The sequence below is a fragment of the Terrisporobacter othiniensis genome (assembly GCF_000808015.1).
GTDB classification, from domain to species: Bacteria; Bacillota; Clostridia; order Peptostreptococcales; family Peptostreptococcaceae; genus Terrisporobacter; species Terrisporobacter muris.
The window spans coordinates 1-18,673 of record NZ_JWHR01000007.1 but is presented as its reverse complement, the minus strand read 5'-3'; the positions used below and the strand labels follow the sequence as shown (position 1 = coordinate 18,673).

At 28.6% G+C, this 18,673-nt stretch carries 15 protein-coding genes, 1 pseudogene and 3 other annotated features; of the genes and pseudogenes, 14 read left to right on the top strand and 2 right to left on the bottom strand.

All coding sequences use genetic code 11. From position 1 onward, the window contains the following. The 7 genes and pseudogenes from QX51_RS00775 to QX51_RS20990 all read left to right on the top strand — a co-directional run. Nucleotides 1-807 (top strand): resuscitation-promoting factor (locus QX51_RS00775; RefSeq protein WP_152607188.1); only part of this gene is annotated, 807 nt, incomplete at its 5' end. 156 nt (nucleotides 808-963) lie between these two features. Beyond that, nucleotides 964-2,661 (top strand): phospho-sugar mutase, encoded by a 1,698-nt coding sequence (locus tag QX51_RS00770; RefSeq protein WP_039677991.1) that lies wholly within the window; start codon nucleotides 964-966, stop codon nucleotides 2,659-2,661. Nucleotides 2,662-2,963: 302 nt separating this feature from the next. Continuing rightward, the gene (locus QX51_RS00765) at nucleotides 2,964-3,809 is read left to right on the top strand and encodes a YihY/virulence factor BrkB family protein (protein ID WP_052232794.1); all 846 of its coding nucleotides are present in this window, start codon (nucleotides 2,964-2,966) and stop codon (nucleotides 3,807-3,809) included. Nucleotides 3,810-3,922: 113 nt separating this feature from the next. Then, nucleotides 3,923-4,144: a binding site (T-box leader), on the top strand. A 46-nt stretch (nucleotides 4,145-4,190) separates the two neighbouring features. Next, nucleotides 4,191-4,418, top strand: a binding site (T-box leader). Between the two features lie 64 nt (nucleotides 4,419-4,482). Beyond that, the gene (locus QX51_RS00760; RefSeq protein ID WP_039677990.1) at nucleotides 4,483-5,688 is read left to right on the top strand and encodes a homoserine dehydrogenase; all 1,206 of its coding nucleotides are present in this window, start codon (nucleotides 4,483-4,485) and stop codon (nucleotides 5,686-5,688) included. A gap of 837 nt (nucleotides 5,689-6,525) precedes the next feature. Next, nucleotides 6,526-7,407, top strand: a complete 882-nt coding sequence (locus QX51_RS00755) for an NAD(P)/FAD-dependent oxidoreductase (protein ID WP_039677989.1) — start codon at nucleotides 6,526-6,528, stop codon at nucleotides 7,405-7,407. A 115-nt stretch (nucleotides 7,408-7,522) separates the two neighbouring features. Continuing rightward, a pseudogene (locus QX51_RS21525) lies at nucleotides 7,523-8,424 on the top strand (FAD-dependent oxidoreductase). 67 nt (nucleotides 8,425-8,491) lie between these two features. Beyond that, complete coding sequence (locus QX51_RS20990; RefSeq protein WP_242842660.1) at nucleotides 8,492-8,671, top strand: oxidoreductase dimerization domain-containing protein; 180 nt, start codon at nucleotides 8,492-8,494, stop codon at nucleotides 8,669-8,671. A 278-nt stretch (nucleotides 8,672-8,949) separates the two neighbouring features. Here the strand turns inward: QX51_RS20990 and QX51_RS00745 are convergent, their stop codons facing one another. Continuing rightward, nucleotides 8,950-9,312: a hypothetical protein gene (locus QX51_RS00745; RefSeq protein ID WP_039677988.1), complete on the bottom strand. Its 363-nt coding sequence runs from the start codon at nucleotides 9,310-9,312 to the stop codon at nucleotides 8,950-8,952. Between the two features lie 221 nt (nucleotides 9,313-9,533). Then, nucleotides 9,534-9,753, top strand: a binding site (T-box leader). Between the two features lie 139 nt (nucleotides 9,754-9,892). On the opposite strand from QX51_RS00745, the gene leuA reads away from it, so the two are divergent. The 6 genes from leuA (at nucleotide 9,893) to QX51_RS00715 (ending at nucleotide 16,428) form a co-directional block, all read left to right on the top strand. Next, entirely contained in the window at nucleotides 9,893-11,602 is a 1,710-nt protein-coding gene (gene leuA / locus QX51_RS00740) for a 2-isopropylmalate synthase (protein WP_039677987.1), read from the top strand. A gap of 12 nt (nucleotides 11,603-11,614) precedes the next feature. Then, nucleotides 11,615-12,919 carry a 3-isopropylmalate dehydratase large subunit gene (gene leuC, locus QX51_RS00735; RefSeq protein WP_039677986.1) on the top strand — a complete coding sequence of 435 codons (1,305 nt, stop codon included), beginning with the start codon at nucleotides 11,615-11,617 and terminating at the stop codon, nucleotides 12,917-12,919. Further along, nucleotides 12,913-13,407 carry a 3-isopropylmalate dehydratase small subunit gene (gene leuD / locus QX51_RS00730; protein WP_039677985.1) on the top strand — a complete coding sequence of 165 codons (495 nt, stop codon included), beginning with the start codon at nucleotides 12,913-12,915 and terminating at the stop codon, nucleotides 13,405-13,407. The genes leuC and leuD overlap by 7 nt, the downstream gene beginning before the upstream one ends. Nucleotides 13,408-13,465: 58 nt before the next feature. Beyond that, on the top strand, nucleotides 13,466-14,536 hold the full coding sequence (leuB, locus tag QX51_RS00725; RefSeq protein WP_039677984.1) for a 3-isopropylmalate dehydrogenase: 1,071 nt from the start codon (nucleotides 13,466-13,468) through the stop codon (nucleotides 14,534-14,536). A gap of 215 nt (nucleotides 14,537-14,751) precedes the next feature. Next, on the top strand, nucleotides 14,752-16,014 hold the full coding sequence (gene hisD, locus QX51_RS00720; protein WP_039677982.1) for a histidinol dehydrogenase: 1,263 nt from the start codon (nucleotides 14,752-14,754) through the stop codon (nucleotides 16,012-16,014). A 24-nt stretch (nucleotides 16,015-16,038) separates the two neighbouring features. Continuing rightward, nucleotides 16,039-16,428, top strand: a complete 390-nt coding sequence (locus QX51_RS00715; protein ID WP_039677993.1) for a formylmethanofuran dehydrogenase subunit E family protein — start codon at nucleotides 16,039-16,041, stop codon at nucleotides 16,426-16,428. Between the two features lie 79 nt (nucleotides 16,429-16,507). Here the strand turns inward: QX51_RS00715 and QX51_RS00710 are convergent, their stop codons facing one another. Beyond that, a complete protein-coding gene (locus tag QX51_RS00710; RefSeq protein ID WP_039677981.1) occupies nucleotides 16,508-17,116 on the bottom strand; it encodes a DUF6143 family protein in 609 nt (202 codons plus the stop codon). Nucleotides 17,117-17,453: 337 nt separating this feature from the next. Between QX51_RS00710 and gap the strand changes: the two genes are divergently transcribed. Next, nucleotides 17,454-18,488, top strand: a complete 1,035-nt coding sequence (gap, locus tag QX51_RS00705; protein WP_039677980.1) for a type I glyceraldehyde-3-phosphate dehydrogenase — start codon at nucleotides 17,454-17,456, stop codon at nucleotides 18,486-18,488. The last annotated feature ends 185 nt before the right edge of the window (nucleotides 18,489-18,673 follow it).

The window sequence follows — 18,673 nt, the reverse complement described above, 5'->3', positions numbered from 1 at the left end:
ATTTTAAGGAGTTTGTTAATTACTGTAACTTTTTGTGTTCTTCTTACATCATATTTTGTATTTAAAAAAGAACAAATAGTTTTACAAGTTGATGGTGAAAAAATAACTGTAGATTCTTATTGCAAGACAGTGAAAGAACTGTTAAGTGAAAATAATATATATTATGATGAAGATGATATTATATATCCTAGTGTTAATAGTAAGTTGAAAGATTATATGGATATAAAAATTACATATGTGCAACAAATTACTGTTAGTGAGCATTCAAGAATAGCATATAAAACTAAGGTTAAAGAGGATAATTCTTTACCAAAAGGAGTTATAAAAGTTACTCAAGAAGGAAAAGACGGAAGAAAAACTATAATATATGAAGAAGTATATCATGATGGTAAGTTGGTATCAAGGGTAGCAAGTAAAGAAATAATAAGAGAAGAGCCTGTCAATAAGGTAGTTATAAAAGGAACAGATACAAGTTATATGGCTAGTTCTGTAAATTCATCACAAAAGTTATCAATATCAAACCATAACTCTAACATTAAAGGCGATAAAATGATAGTATCTGCTACTGCGTATAGTGGTGATAGTATTACTTCTACTGGAACACGTCCAAGATGGGGGACTATTGCAGTTGACCCCAGAATAATACCTTATGGAACAAAGGTATATATACCTAAATTTAATATGACATTTGTAGCAGAAGACTGCGGTGGTGGAATAAAAGGAAATAGAATAGATATATTTATGAATAGCTCTTCTGCTTGCTATAGTTGGGGAGTAAGAAATATAGATATTTATATAGTTGGATAAATTAAAGTGTTAGGTCGAGATAAAACTTGATCTAATACTTTTTTATTTTGTAGGAAAAAATATTTTATAAATTAATGCTTCATATTTACTAAATATAAAAATAAGGATAAAATATATAGTATGAATAAAAAGTAAAAAGATAAAGGAGTATTTTAGATGTCATATAGTAACAAATATAATAGTTGGATAAGCAATAAATATTTTGATGAAAAGACTAGAGAAGAATTAATTAATTTAAAAGAGAATGAGAAGGAAATAGAAGATAGATTCTATAAAAATTTAGAGTTTGGAACAGCGGGGCTTAGAGGGGTAATAGCAGCAGGAACTAATAGAATAAACATATATACTGTTAGAAGAGCTACTTTTGGACTAGCTAACTACATATTAAAAAATACGACTAAAGAAGAGCAGGAAAGAGGAGTAGTTATAGCTCATGATAATAGATTTATGTCTAGAGAATTTTGCTTAGAGTCTGCAAATACTTTAGCTGCTTGTGGCATAAAAGCTTATATATTTGATAGCTTAAGAACTACACCAGAACTTTCTTTCGCAGTAAGAAACCTAAAAGCAATAGCAGGTATAGTTATAACTGCAAGTCACAATCCACCAGAATATAACGGATACAAAGTATATTGGGAAGATGGGGCACAAGTAATGCCAGAAATAGCAAATGCTATAACTGAAGAAATAAATTCTATAGAAGATTATTCAACAATTCCAACATTGACTGAAGAAAATAAAGATCTAGTAATAATGTTAGATGAAAAACAAGATACTGATTTTATTGAAGCGGTTAAAAAACAAGTAATCAGAAAAGATTTAATAAAAAATGTGGGAAAAGAATTTAAAATAGTTTATACACCACTTTGTGGAACTGGAAATGTACCTGTAAAAAGAGCACTAAAAGAAGCTGGATTTGAAAATGTTCTTGTTGTAAAAGAAGAAGAAATGCCAGATCCAAACTTTGCTGGAGTTGAGTATCCAAACCCAGAAGACCAAAAAGCATTAACTAGAGGAATAGAACTTGCTAAAAAAGAAGGGGCTAATTTAGTAATAGCAACAGATCCAGACTGTGATAGAGTGGGGGTTGCTGTAAAAACTACTAGTGGGGATTATGCACTTCTTACAGGAAACCAAATAGGTGGAATGTTAACAAATTATATAATAGAAGGTCAAAAAGAAGAAAATAAATTAAAAGACAATTCAGTACTTATAAAAACTATAGTTACTTCTGAATTTGGTGCAGATATAGCTAAGGCAAATAATGTGGAAGTTATGAATGTGCTTACAGGATTCAAATTTATAGGTGAGAAGATAAAATCATTCGAAGAGAACAATGACAAGACTTATTTATTTGGATACGAAGAAAGTTATGGTTACTTAGTTGGAACTCACGCAAGAGATAAAGATGGAGTGGTTGCATCATTATTAATATCTGAAATGGCTGCATATTATTACTCAAAAGGTATGAGCTTATATGAAGGATTACAAGAGTTATACAAGAAATATAGATACTTTAAAGAAGAAACTATATCTTTAACTTTAGCAGGAATAGAAGGGTTAGAAAAGATACAGGAAATAATATCTTATTTCAGAAATAATGATATAAAAACTATAAATGATAAGAAAGTTGTGGAAGTAAAAGATTTTGCAAATGGTATAGATAATTTACCAAAGTCGAATGTATTGAAATATTTCTTAGAAGATGAATCTTGGGTTGCAGTTAGACCTTCTGGAACTGAGCCAAAACTTAAATTCTATGTGGCAGTAAAAGGGAAAGATAAATCTGAGTGCGATAAAAAAGTAGATGGAATTAAATTAAGTATAAATGAAATATTAAACAAATTAATGTAATAAAAATATAATTATGATTATGATACAACAAACATATTTATGTTGAGCATGATTTTTATAGATATTAAAAAAGTAATGGTTATTGATTATAAAATATCAAAAAAGCATTACTTTTTTGTTTTTGAAAGCGGAATTGGTATAAGTATAGTAAGGTCTATAATATATATGATAATACGGAATATGAGGCATCAGACATATAGAGTATTAAGTATAAATTAAATATTTAAACGGACATAATAATACTATATTTGTAATTGTAGTAAAATAAAGTAAATACAAATATATAGGATAGGAGGGATAAAATGAATAATAAATTTAATCGTAGAATTCAAACTTATAGTAAGAAAATAAAATTTCTTATGGAATATTCTAATTATAGAGAGATAAACTCTAAAGCAGCTGAAATGTCATTTTACTTATTATTATCTTTCTTTCCTTTTTTAATATTTACTATAAGTTTAGTAGTTTATACTCCTATAATTAAGCTAAGTAAATATATATTTTTATTGAAAAAAATACTACCATTAAGTGCTTTTAATATAGTATCATCATTAATACAATCTGCAATAGAAAATAGAAGTTTTAGCTTTTTAATATTAAGTTTTATTCTAGCTATGTATACCATGTCTAGGGCAGTTTTATCACTGATTAGAGGTATGAATCGATCTTATAATATTAGAGAAACAAGACCATATTTTGAGGTATTATTTATATCTTTAGTATTTGTAATTATGATAGTAGTATTGATTTTTACATCTATGATATTTTTAGTATTTGGCGAAGAATTGGGCTCATTTTTATTTAACTTAATCGGTCTAGATCAATATTTTATGTATATTTGGAATTTATGTAGATATATAGTTGGAGTTATAACTGTTATCATAATTTTAATGAATCTTTATAGATTTACTCCGAATAAAAAATTATCTTTTAAACAAGTACTACCTGGAGCTATAGTATCGACCTTATGTTGGTTAATAGCATCTTTTTGTTATTCATTTTATTCAAATAACTTTGCAAGATACGATATTATTTATGGGAGTTTAGGTGGCATTATAGTGCTAATGACTTGGGTTTATTTAAGTAGTTGGACTATTTTAATTGGATGCGAAATAAATGCTAGGCTATATAAAAGAAGTATAAGATAAATTTGTAACATTTTACAATAATTTTTAATATATTATATAGATTAAAAAAATAAAAAATACCTTGACAATTAGTAATATTTCTTATAATATTAATTTAAAATAAATTTAGAATTATAAAAGCGATGATTAGAAAGAGTAAATCTAATTCGATTACCAGAGAGAAAAGCTCATGGGCTGTAAGGCTTTTCAAATTAGAGGGATTGAAAACTATCTAGGAGCTGTGATCTGAAGTAATCTCATTGATTTTAGTAAGATTAACCGTAAGCTGCGTTAAAGCATTAAGTGGATTTTTAATCAATTTAGGTGGAACCGCGGGAAGATATCTCGTCCTTATTTATAAGGGCGAGTTTTTTAATTTTTGTATATTTAACAATTTAATATTTAAAGGCAATGAATAGGAAGAGTAAATCTAATTCGATTATCAGAGAGAAAAACTCATGGGCTGAAAAGTTTTTCAAATTAGAGGGATTGAAAACTACCTAGGAGCTGTAATCTGAAGTAATCTCATTGATTTTAGTAAGATTAACCGTAAGCTGCGTTAAAGTTTAAAGTGAGTTTTATTATGTATAAAACTAAATTGGGTGGAACCGCGAGAGACTCGTCCCTTTATGAGGGATTGGTCTCTTTTTTTATTGAGTAAAATGAGTTTTTAAAGTAAAAAGGAGGTTTTAATATGAAAATAGCTATACTTGGATATGGTACTGTAGGAAAAGGTCTTGTACAAATGATTGAGGGAAATAAAAATAAAAGAAATATAGAAATAACAAGCATATTAGTAAGAAATAAAAATAAATATAAATCATCTAAATATGCAAATATAATAACTGAAAGTATAGAAGACGTATTTGAAAGTAATATAGACATCCTAGTTGAACTAATGGGAGGATTGCATCCTTCTTATGAATATATAAAAAGAGCTTTGGAAAATAAAATCAATGTTGTTACTGCTAATAAAGACATGTTAGCAGAGTATGGGGATAAACTTGTAAAAATAGCAAAAGAAAATAAAGTAAGCTTACGATTTGAGGCATCAGTTGGAGGAGGAATTCCAGTACTTAAGCCTTTAACAGAATCCTTAGAAGGAAATTCAATTGAAAGTATGTATGCCATATTAAATGGAACTACAAATTTTATATTAAGTAAAATGTATAACGAAGGTTTACCTTATGATGAAGTACTAAAAGAGGCTCAAGAGCTTGGTTTTGCAGAATCTAATCCAGAAGCTGATGTGGAAGGATATGATGCAGCTAGAAAATTATCTATTTTATCAACTTTAGCTTATAATCGAAGGGTATATTGGAGAGATTTTTATTTAGAAGGAATATCAAAAATTGATATGAAAGATATGGATTATGCAAAAAAAATGGGATGTAAAATTAAATTAGTTGGTCAAAGTAATAAAAAGAATGAGAAGGTTAGTGGTTTTGTAAGACCAGTTCTTGTAGATAATAATAGTTTATTATCTAAAATAGATAATGAATACAATATAGTTGTGTTTAATGGTGATTCTGTGGGAGAATTATCTTTTGTAGGTAAAGGAGCGGGAAAAGAGCCTACAGGAAGTGCTGTTTATGCAGATGTTATAGATATTTTTGACAATAGAATTGCAAATATAGACCAATTTACACAAGATAAAATTGAAGTTGAAAAAACTATAAGTAATAAATGCCAAGTTTTGTTAAGATTTAAGTCTCCTAAAAAAGAAGAGATAATATCTCTTATAAATGCTTGTATAGATCAATATGATGTAATAGAAGATAATGATGAATTGGCTGTTATGGTTTATGCGGATTCAGAATATGAAATTAATAATATTTTATGTTTAATAAAAGATAAAGGGTATTGTAAGGAAAGTAGAAAATTATTGAAAATTAGCTAAAGTAAAATTGAACCATACTTATAAAATGATTATTCATGTAAAAATAAGTATTGCACTAATTATAAGTATGATAGCTCTTTTTTTACATGAATAAAATTGATAGCAAAAGTTAAAATGTATACTTGCTTTAAATTCATAGATATTTATCTTGTGGAGAATGATATGGTGTACATATGATAAATATGAGGACAAGAGGGGGAATGCAAATCTGAGTTCTATATTTTTTAGCAGTTTTTTATGATGACTAATATATGAACTATAATAGAAATATTTCTATGGGTGGGAATTTAATATATAGCTAAATTTCCAAGTTATCCAAGTAAAATAACTTGATTAACGGAGATAGATAAGTGGTATGTTGCATATGGATTTATTAGTTTGTTAAAAGTGTTAGTATATCTAATACCTATGTATATGACTTATAATTCTTAATGTAAAAGTAAGTAAGACATATACATAAAATCACTGAATAAAATCAATTTTAAATAATAAATAAAAAATACTGTTGCATTGAAATATTAAGATGTAACAGTATTTTTTATTATGAAGAAATTATATTGATTTAAAATATTTAGATAATTTGTAAAGTTGATGTATAGCAACATATATAATTGAAATAATTTCTAAGGTTACAAAAAAGTGTCTAATTGATAGGGATTTTCAATATTGATATATTAGACATATAGAAGTTTATAATACTATATTTCTAATATAGAAAATAGAAAAGATAAGATAAAGTTATATGATGGAATAACAGGTTATGGTAGTGAGCAATATATAAACATAAATGAAAATAATGCAAGTTCAAATAATAGTGTAAATGTGGAGGAAAGATGAATGAGATATGATATAGCAATAGTAGGAAGTGGGCCAGCAGGATTAGCAGCATCTATAAATGCTAAGGTTAGAAATAAAAATATAATAATATTTGGAAGTAATAACGCAAGTGTTAAAATTACAAAAGCACCATCAATAGAAAATTATTTAGGATTTGAAGAGATAAGTGGTGTTCAGTTAAAAGATAAATTTATGTCCCATGTAAAAAGCATGGGTGTAGAAATAACAGAAAAAAGAATTAATAATATTTACAGTATGGGAGATTACTTTACTTTAGTTAGCGGAGATGATATGTATGAAGCCACTACTGTTGTACTTGCTACAGGAGTAGAATATGGAAAAATGATTAAAGGAGAAGAGGAGTATTTAGGAAAAGGCGTTGGATACTGTGCAACTTGTGATGCTTCTTTATATAGAAATAAAAAGGTGGCAATTATAGGAAGTAATCATGAAGGAGAAGAAGATGCAAACTTCTTAAGTGAAATAGCAAGCGAAGTTTATTATATACCAACATATAAAATGACAAATAAACTTAATGATAGTATAAAAATAATAGAAGATAGACCGAAGGAAATAAAGGGCGATCAAGTGGCAAATAAATTAGTGCTTAGAAATCAAGAACTAGATGTAGATGGAATCTTTGTAATAAAAGATAGCGTATCACCCCAATATATGGTACCAGGTGTTGAAGCAGATGGACCTCATATAAAATGTGATAAAGATATGAAAACAAACATAGAAGGTTTATATGTGGCAGGTGATTGTGCAGGTAAGCCATACCAATACTTAAAATCAGCAGGACAAGGACAAACAGCTGTATTAAGTGCAATTTCATATTTAGATAAAAAAAGAATAGAGGTTAAAAATAAAGAGCAATCTTAAAAATAAATTTACAAAATATATCGTAGTTACAAAAAAGTACCTAATTGATGAAGTGCTACTTCAATAATATATTATATATATAAGAGTAATAAATAAAGAGTAAGGTGCTTTTAATATGATAAATAAATTTGATACTATAATAATAGGATTTGAAAAAGCTGGCAAGCCTTTAGCAGGTGATTTGGGAAATAGAGGACAAAAGGTTGCTTTAATAGAAAAATCACCTAATATGTATAGTAGAACATGTATAAATAAGGCATGTATACCAACTAAAGCATTGGAAAATTCAGCAAGAATAATTAGAAGAGAAAATTTAAATAACACTGATGAAAAATTTGCAAAATATGAAGATGCAATAAATAAAAAAGAAATTTTAAATACAGGTTCAAAACCTTCCATTCCAAATATAAAAGGAATTGATAATAAAAATGTTGTTTATACAATTGAAACGTTAATGCAATTAAAAAACTACCACAAAAAATGACTATTATAGGCGCAGGATATATAGGTCTTGAATTTGCAGGTATTTATGGATTTTTTGGTAGTGAAGTTACAGCTTTAAATACTCACAGTATTATACTTCCAAGAGAAGATAATATCGATGAAATAATAAATATACTTGAAAAAAGAAATGTTAAATTTATAAATAATGTATCTATAAATGAAATAAAAGAAGAAAATAAAATAGCTAAATTAATATATACTAAGGATAACAAAGATTATAAATTAGAAAGTGATATAATTCTTCTGACAGCAGGTAGAAAAGCAAATATTGATAATTTAAAGTTGGAAAATGTTAATCTAGAATTAGATGCTAGAGAATTTATAAAAGTAAATGAAATTTTAAAAACTTCAACAGAAAATATATGGGCATTAGGTGATGTAAATGGAGGGACACAGTTTACTTACATCTCACTGGATGATTATCGTATAGTAGTGAATCATTTATATGGTGATAAAACTAGAAAAACAACAGATAAACAGAACGTACCAAACGCATTGTTTTTTAGATCCTGATTTTTCTAGAGTTGGATTAAATATAAAAGAAGCAAAAGTTAAATGATATGATGTTTTAGTAGCTAAAATGGCAATTGAGGCCATACAAAGAGCTAAACAAATAGGAAGAACAGAAGGATTTATTAAAATTGTAATAGATAAAGATAGTGAAAAAATATTAGGAGTAACTATTATATGTGATGGATCTTCCGAAATAATACATCTAATACAATTAGCTATTGATATGGCGTCAAATATACTTATTTAAGAGACAGAGTATATGCACATCCAATTATGATGGAAGCTCTTATGAGGTATTATCACAAGCTATGATAAAATAGGTTTATAGATAAACTTACCTAGTTTATTCTTTAATGCAAATAAAAATTTAATTAACATAATAGATGGAACATATTGAGAAGAAATAATAGAGCTATTTCACAAGATGACTAAATGTTTGTGTTTTAGCTCTTTTTACATTATTCAATATATTTAAAAAGTAAAAAAGTGTATCGCACTACTTTTTAGCACGATAGCACTTTTTTATTAAAATTTCTTAACTTCTTTTGTATCAAATAATTTGTGGCTTATCAAGTCTACGTAAGGCTTATTTATAATATAGGATGCAGATAAATAGACTCTTCTTTTATCTTGTCTTCGCCAAAGTCTGAATTTAAGGTTTTCTTCGCTATGGAAAAAGTTTTTATAATAAAATTCAACTTTTTCTAATATTCTTGCTTCTTCCTCACTTACTTTTACTTCAGCTAAAATTTCTTCGATTCTCTCATTAATTTTTTTATCAGAAAGGTAAGACAAACATAATTGAAACTGTAATTTATAATCCACATCTTTATATTCGTCATAGATATTTTTTGCTATCTTATGAGCTTCTTTGTATATGTCGTCCATTTCATACTCTCCTTCCTAGATAATTTTATAATATTAAACCCCTTTATATATACTATTAAATAAAAATAATATTAATTACCTTAAGCATAAATAAATGTAAGAATTGAAATGTTTTTTGAAGTCTTGAAGTAAAATTTAAATAAAATATTTAGAAAATTTTGAAAAATATATTGACGTAAGATTAAGTCTCGTATATTATTACTACTAATAAGTTAAATAATTAGAAAGCTAAGAATAGGAGTAGTAAGAATTTTGAAGCTTATAGAGAGCCAAAGGTGGGTGGAATTTGGCAGTGGATTGTTCTGAACTTGCCTAGGAGCTGTTTACAGGGAGTAAACCGTAGATCTACGTTATAAGATAAATAATCTTTATGATTATTGTAAAGTGAACTTATTTAAGTTAACTAGAGTGGTACCGCGAGAGTTAAACCTCGTCTCTAAATATAGAGACGGGGTTATTTTTATTTCTAGAGATATGTAAGAAGATGAATTTATAAAATTTATAATTTAGCATTGAATACAATATGCAAAATTAATTAAAAACTAGTGGAGTTTTATTTAAAAATAAGGGGGAATTTGTTATGAGTTTTAATTGTAAAAAATATAAAAGACCAAATTTTCAGCCAAAAAATTTTAAGAATAGAAAATGGCCGGATAATGAAATAATTAAAGCACCAATTTGGTGTTCTGTAGACTTAAGAGATGGGAATCAATCTCTACCAATTCCAATGAGTGTATCTGAAAAAATGGAAATGTTTAATATGTTAATAGAAGTTGGATTTAAAGAAATTGAAATAGGATTTCCTTCAGCTTCACAAACAGAATATGATTTTTTAAGAAGATTAATAGAGGAAGATTTAATACCAGATGATGTTACAGTTCAAGTATTAACACAATCAAGGGAGCATTTAATTGTAAAAACCTTTGAAGCTTTAAAGGGGTGTAAAAAAGCAATTGTTCATTTATACAATTCTACATCAATACTTCAAAGAGATGTGGTATTTAATAAAAGTAAAGAAGAGATTATAGACATAGCGGTTGAGGGGGCAGAAATTTTTAACCGAGAAGCAAAGAAATATCCTGAAACTAATTTTCAATATGAATATTCACCAGAGAGTTTTACAGGAACTGAAATGGACTATGCACTAGAAATTTGTGAAGCTGTTATGGATGTTTGGCAGCCTACAAAAGAAAATAAAATGATTATAAATTTACCGTCAACAGTAGAAATGACAACACCAAACCTTTATGCTGATCAAATTGAGTGGTTTAGTGAAACTGTGAAAAATAGAGAATGTGTAACCATAAGTTTACATCCTCATAATGATAGAGGAACTTCTGTGGCGGCTTGTGAGCTAGGAATTTTAGCAGGAGCTGATAGAATAGAGGGAACTTTATTTGGAAATGGGGAGAGAACAGGAAACTTAGACATAATTACAACTGCTATGAATATGTATTCAAATGGCGTGAATCCTGAACTTGATTTTAGTAATATTTCTGATATAACAGATATTTATAAAAAGTGTACAAAGCTTGATGTTCATGTAAGACATCCTTATGCTGGAGACTTGGTATTTTGTGCATTCTCTGGCTCACATCAAGATGCCATAAGAAAAGGTATGATTGAAAGAGAAAAAAGAGGTAATTATGAATGGGAAGTTCCATACTTGCCAATTGATCCTCACGACTTAGGAAGAGAATATACAGAAATTATAAGAATAAATTCTCAGTCAGGTAAGGGTGGAGCAATTTATATTATGGAAAATGAATTTGGATTTAATATTCCTAAAAATATGCATAAATACTTTGGTCGAGTTGTCAAGCAAGCATCTGATAAGAGAGGAAAAGAATTATCGCCACAAGAAATCTATGATTTATTTAATGAATGGTATATAGATATTGACACGCCGTACAAACTTAAAAAATATAGAATTAATTCAGTAAACTCAGATGTATATGATATTAAAAACTGCTCAGAAAACAATATCTTAGAACTTGAAGCTATAATCAACTTTGAAGGTGAAGAATATGTAGTTAAAGGTGAGGGAAATGGTCCAATAGATGCTTTCAATAACGCTTTAAAACAAAAGGAATTAAAAAATTATCGCTTTAAAAATTATCATGAACATGCCTTGAGTGATGGTTCTCATGCTAAGGGTGTGGCTTATGTGGAAATAGAAGAAGATGGTGAACCATATTTTGGTGTTGGAATTTCAGAAAATATAAATACAGCAGCTATAAATGCATTAATGAATGCAATTAACAAAAGTTATATGAAGATTATAATATAGGGGGATATAAAAATGGGAATGACAATGACACAAAAAATCTTAGCAGATCATGCTAATTTGAAAGAAGTTAAAAAAGGTCAATTAATAGAAGCTGATTTAGACTTGGTTCTTGGGAATGATATAACAACTCCTGTTGCCATAAGGGAGTTTGAAAAATTAAATGTTAGTAAAGTATTTGATAGTAGTAAAGTAGCTATAGTTCTTGATCACTTTACTCCGAATAAAGATATAAAAAGTGCCGAACAATGTAAAGTGGCGAGAAGTTTTGCCAACTGTAAAAATATAAAAAATTACTTTGATGTGGGAGATATGGGGATAGAACACTGTTTGCTTCCTGAAAAAGGATTAGTAACAGCAGGAGATGTAGTAATAGGAGCTGATTCCCATACTTGTACTTATGGGGCACTTGGAGCATTTTCTACAGGAATAGGCTCAACAGATATGGCAGCAGGTATGGCCACAGGGAAGGCTTGGTTCAAAGTTCCTGGAGCAATAAAATTTGTTTTGAAAAATAAACCATCAAAATGGATAAGTGGTAAGGATATTATTTTACACATTATAGGTAAAATAGGAGTGGATGGAGCTAGATATATGTCTATGGAATTTGTGGGAGATGGTGTAAAACACTTAACCATGGATGATAGATTTACTATTTGCAATATGGCAATAGAAGCAGGGGCTAAAAATGGAATTTTTCCAGTAGATGATATTACTAAAGGCTATATTAAAAATCATGAATGTAAAACTATAGATAAAAGTCATCAAATTTTCGCAGCTGATGAAGATGCCATATATGATGAAACCATAGAAGTTGATTTAAGTGAGTTAAGACCTACAGTAGCCTTTCCTCACTTACCTGAAAATACAAAAAACATAGATGAAATTACTGAAGATATAAAAATAGATCAAGTAGTAATAGGTTCTTGTACAAATGGTAGAATAAATGACTTAAAAATAGCGGCAGAAGTTATGAAAAATAAAAAAGTGGCTAAAGATGTGAGATGTATAGTATTTCCAGGGACTCAAAGTATATATTTAGAGGCGATAGAAAAAGGATATATATCTGAACTTGTAAAAGCAGGAGCGGCTATATCAACTCCAACTTGTGGACCGTGTTTAGGAGGACATATGGGAATATTGGCACAGGGAGAAAGAGCAGTATCAACTACGAATAGAAACTTTTTGGGAAGAATGGGTCATGTAAAGTCAGAAATTTATTTGGCAAGTCCAGCAGTGGCAGCAGCATCGGCTATAAGTGGAAAAATATCATCACCAGAGGAAATTTGTGAAGAAGTAGGGGGAGATACAACATGTTAGCAAATGGAAAAGTTTTTAAATATGGAGATAATATAGATACGGATGTGATAATACCAGCAAGATATCTGAACACACCTGATATGAAAGAGTTGGCATCTCATTGTATGGAAGATATAGACAAAAATTTTACTAAAAAGGTAAATGAAGGAGATATAATTGTTGCAAATAAAAACTTTGGATGTGGTTCATCAAGGGAGCATGCTCCAATAGCGATAAAAGAAAGTGGAATATCTTGTGTTATAGCCTCTACTTTTGCAAGAATTTTTTATAGAAATGCCATAAATATAGGGCTTCCTATTCTAGAATGTGATGAAGCTGCTATGAAAATTGAAGAAGGAGATAAACTGGAAATAGATTTTAATAGTGGAATAATAAAAAATATAAGTAAGAATGAAGAATACAAAGCTGAACCTTTTCCAGAGTTTATGCAAAATATTATTTCAAATGGAGGCTTAATTAAGTCTATTGAAAAAACAATGATCAAATAAAAATAGAATTAAATTTTAAAATTATTAGTGATAAATATAAAATTGGGGGGAAAAGATAATGGACTTTAAAATAGCAGTAATAAAAGGTGACGGTGTAGGACCAGAAATTGTAGATGAAGGAATAAAAGTTCTAAATAAAATAGGCAAAAAATATAATCATAATTTTAAATGTATAGAAGTATTGGGTGGAGGAGTTGCCATAGATAAATTTGGGACTCCTCTACCAAAAGAAACTTTAGATGAATGTAAAAAAAGTGATGCAGTTTTGCTTGGTGCAGTTGGGGGACCTGCCTGGGATAATATTGAACCTTCCATTAGACCAGAAAAAGGTCTTTTGGCTTTAAGACAGGGGCTCAATTTATTTGTTAATTTAAGACCTGCTACTATGCATGAAAGTATAAAAGAATCCTCTCCTTTAAGACGTGATATCGTAGAAAAGGGTATTGATTTTGTAGTAGTTAGAGAACTTACTGGTGGAATTTATTTTGGTGATAGAAAAACAGAAGTTATAGATAATGTAGAAGTGGCTTATGATGTGGAAAAGTATGATGAAAATGAAATTAGAAGAATAGGGAAAAAAGCTTTTGAGACTGCAAGAATTAGAAAAAAAAGATTAACTTGTGTAGACAAAGCAAATGTACTTGATAGCTCTAAACTTTGGCGAAAAATAATGAATGAGTTAAGTGAAGAATATAAAGAAGTTAAACTGAATTTTATGTATGTAGACAATGCAACTATGCAATTAATAAAAGATCCTAGCCAATTTGATACCATCGTTACTAATAACATATTTGGAGATATTATTTCAGATGAAGCCTCAATGATAACAGGTTCCATAGGAATGCTGCCATCAGCATCACTTAGAGATGATAAATTTGGAATGTATGAGCCTATCCATGGAAGTGCACCTGATATTGCAGGAAAAAATATAGTAAATCCCATAGCTACAATATTATCCGTAGCTATGATGCTTAGATATTCATTCTCTTTAGAAAAAGAAGCTAAAGAAATTGAAGGTGCAGTAACAAAAGTTATTAATAAAGGATATAGAACTGTGGATATATATAATGGAATAGGAAATGTTATAGGAACAAAAGAAATGGGAGATTTAATAGTTAAAGAGATTTAATAATAAATTAATTAAAAACAAAACACCTTTACACTTGTACATTTAAAAAGTATAAAGGCGGTTTATTTAAGTTTAGTGGCTTCTTTTTAAATTTAAAAACTATATTAATTGTATTATTGTTGACATCTAATATATAAATAGATAGGATTATTTTTATATAGACCGAAACAGGGAAATATTTGATTTATTATACCGTTGTTATGGGAGGAATACATATGGAAATTCTGAAAAAATCTCAGTTTAAAAATATTGAAACCGAAAAAACAGTGAAAGTTCAAGTAAGAGAAATATTAAACGAAGTAAGACTTAATAAAGATATTGGGGTTAGAAAGTATAATTTACAATTTGATAAAAATCCACGAACAAATTATAAAGTTACTAGGGATGAAATAGTAAAGGCATATAAACAAGTAGATATAAAATTTATTGAAGATATTAAAGTTGCATCAAAGAATATTGAAGAGTTTGCTAAAGCTCAAAAAGAAAGTTTTAACAATAACTTTGAAAAAGAAATTTATCCTGGTGTAACACTTGGTCAAAAGCATATACCTATAGAATCAGCTTTAGCTTATGTGCCAGGTGGAGGATATCCACTTTTTTCTACTGCATTAATGTTAATTATTCCAGCAAAGGTTGCAGGAGTTAAAAGAATTTGTGCTTGTTCACCAACTATGAAAAATAGTAGCTCTATAAATCCAAAAACTTTAGTTGCCATGGATATAGCAGGAGCAGATGAGATATATGCTGTTGGAGGAGTACAAGCTATAGGCGCTTTTACCTATGGAACAGAAAGTATAAAACCAGTAGATATTATAGTAGGTCCAGGAAATAAATATGTAACAGAAGCTAAAAGACAATGTTATGGAAGTGTGGGAATTGATTTTGTAGCAGGACCTAGCGAAGTATTGATTATAGCAGATGAAACAGCTAACTCTGATTATATAGCAGCAGATGTTTTAGCACAATGTGAACATGACTACAGTGCTAGAGGAATTTTAATTACTACAAATAAAATTTTAGGAGAAGAGGTATGTAAAAAAGTAGATGAGATTTTAAAGGACCTTCCTACTAGAGAAATAGCATCATCTTCGTGGAGAAATAATGGAGAAATAATATATGTGGATAATTTAGATGAGGCAGTGAAACTTAGTAATAAATATGCTCCAGAACATTTGGAGGTAAGCTTAAAAAATGAAGATGAAATAATTGATAAATTAATAAATTATGGATCTTTATTTTTAGGAGGATTATCAGCAGAGGTTTTTGGAGATTATGTATCAGGAACAAATCATACTTTACCAACTCTTAGAGCATCTAGATATACAGGCGGAGTTTGGGTTGGTACATTTATAAAGACATGTACTACTCAAAGATTAAATCAAGTAGCGGTAAACTCACTGGCACCAGTGGCTCATGATTTAGCTGTTGAAGAAGGATTATATGCTCATGCTAATGCAGCTAAAGTAAGAAGAAAATAAATAAAATTAAATCTAGGAGGAAATATGAATAATTTATTATGGAAAGAAGTTGTTAAGTTTCATGGTCATGAATGTCCAGGATTAGCCATTGGAATAAGGGCTTGTGAAGCAATAATAAGTAAAATGAATATAAAACCAAAGGAAGATAAAATTATATGCATAACTGAAAATAACACATGCCCAGTAGATGGAATAAAATATGTTTTTGGATGTGATTATGATAAAAAGAATTTATTTTACAAAGAAAGTGACGAACTGGCTTTCAATATTTTCAATGCTAGCAATAATGACAGTCTAAGGATTATTTATAAAGGAAAAAATAATACTGATACAAAGGATGGGTATATGAAATATATTTTAAGTGCAGACATAGATGAACTGTTTGATTTTTCTAAGGTAAAATATGATTTATAAAAAGCTCCTTTCTTTACAATTAAGTTATTGTAGAGAAAGGAGTCTCTTTATTTGGAAAATTATAAAATTATAAAATTTCTTAGTCCAAGTAAGAGGACATGGGTTCTTCCCACCATGAAAATGACATGACAAAGTTTGAAGTTATTTCTTCCTTAACAGGGCTAATTTCAAAGAGATAACTAAAGCCTGGAGAAATAACTATGCCACCATTCTCATTGGATGTATACATATTATAAGGCGGTATAATTAGATTTTGACCATAAACACCATATATTTTTTCAACATCATTACCAAAAAATATTCTGCCTGCAGGCATACTTCCACTTGAATTGGAATTTGTTATAGTTGTATTGTTTGAACTATCTAAATTGCCAGCTACATCTTCTACACAATAATATACTTTGGAGATGATAGGGCTTGGGGATAAATTAGTAATTATAGAGTTTTTAACATAAATGCTTACGTTGGACTTTTTAGGGTTAGACAATAAAAAATAAGCATATTCAAAAGTACTATTTCCGCCACAATCCATTTCTTCACTAACTCCATTAAATAAGGATAAGTTTTTACTTTGTATATACCCATTGGAAATATCACAGGAATAATTAAGTTGTGAATGGACTTCTGAGTTAACTATATTTTTAGTTGACTTAGACTTATTTATATATTGATTTTGAGTTATTTTCATTTTTATCACTCCTATTAATATCTTAAAAAAGTATATGAATTAATACAAAAAACTATGAATATTTGTAAAGAATGATGTTTTGTAATATTTATTGTATACAAATAATTAAATACTTATTGAAAATATATATAAAATAGTGTATCATATTTATATAGTGTACACTATATATTGTAAATATAACACACTAAATAAGCTATTTATCTCGAAATAAGACATTTAATATACATTATATTATTGCTGATTTTAAATTTACTTTAGCAATATAAAGGGAAAAGAGAGAAAGATAAATATATAGTATACTCTAAATAATTATAAATGATATGTGGGAGGAATAAACTTGAAAATAAAAGTAGGAATTAACGGTTTTGGAAGAATAGGAAGAAATGTGCTTAGAATAGTAGAGGAAATGCCAAGAGATAGCTTTGAGATAGTAGCTATAAATGCTAGGGCAGAGGCAGACACATTAGCACATTTATTTAAATATGATTCTTGCTATGGTATATTTAAAGGTGATGTAAAGGTCAAAGATGAAGAAACAATAGTTATAAATGACAATGATATAAAAATACTTAGATATGGTGATCCAGGTCAAATTCCATGGAATGAATTAGGAGTGGAGTTAGTAATAGAATCTACTGGTAAGTTTGTAAAAAAAGAAGATTGTATGAAGCATATTAAAAATGGAGCAAAAAAAGTTATAATAACTGCTCCTGGTAAAGATGAAGACAAAACTATTGTTATGGGTGTTAATGAAAATGAATATGATGAAGATATTCACAACATAATATCAAATGCATCTTGTACAACTAACTGCTTAGCACCTTTTGCAAAAGTATTAGAGAATGAATTTGGAATAGAAGAAGGGCTAATGACTACTATACATGCTTACACAAATGACCAAAGAATATTAGACAAAACACATAAGGATTTAAGAAGAGCAAGAGCTGCTGGAGAATCAATGATACCTACTACAACTGGGGCTGCAAAAGCAGTTGCTAAAGTTTTACCACAATTAAAAGGAAAATTAAATGGATTTGCTGTAAGGGTTCCAACACCAACTGTATCACTTGTAGATTTAGTTTGTGTATTAAAGAAAGATGCTACTATACAAGAGGTAAATGCAGCATTTAAAAAAGCATCAGAAAATGAAATGAAAGGGATTTTAGGATATAGTGAAGAACCATTAGTATCAATAGATTATAGGGGAGATAGCCGTTCATCAATAGTAGATGGATTATCAACAATGGCAATGGGAAGTAGAATGTTTAAAATTGTTTCATGGTATGATAATGAATGGGGTTATTCTTCAAGAACAGTAGACTTAGTTGATTTTGTTTCTAATAAAATGAAAGTTTTAGAAGATATTATTTAGAAAATGAATATATTATAAAAAGACATCTATTATAGATGTCTTTTTATAATATAAAATCTTGAAAATAAAAAAATCCTTACTTTAACCGATCAAGTAAGGATTCTAAAATATATTATAAAAAGGGGTTTTTATTGAATATATTTTATTTGGGGAGTAATCAGTTATTGGGGAAATAACTGTATATT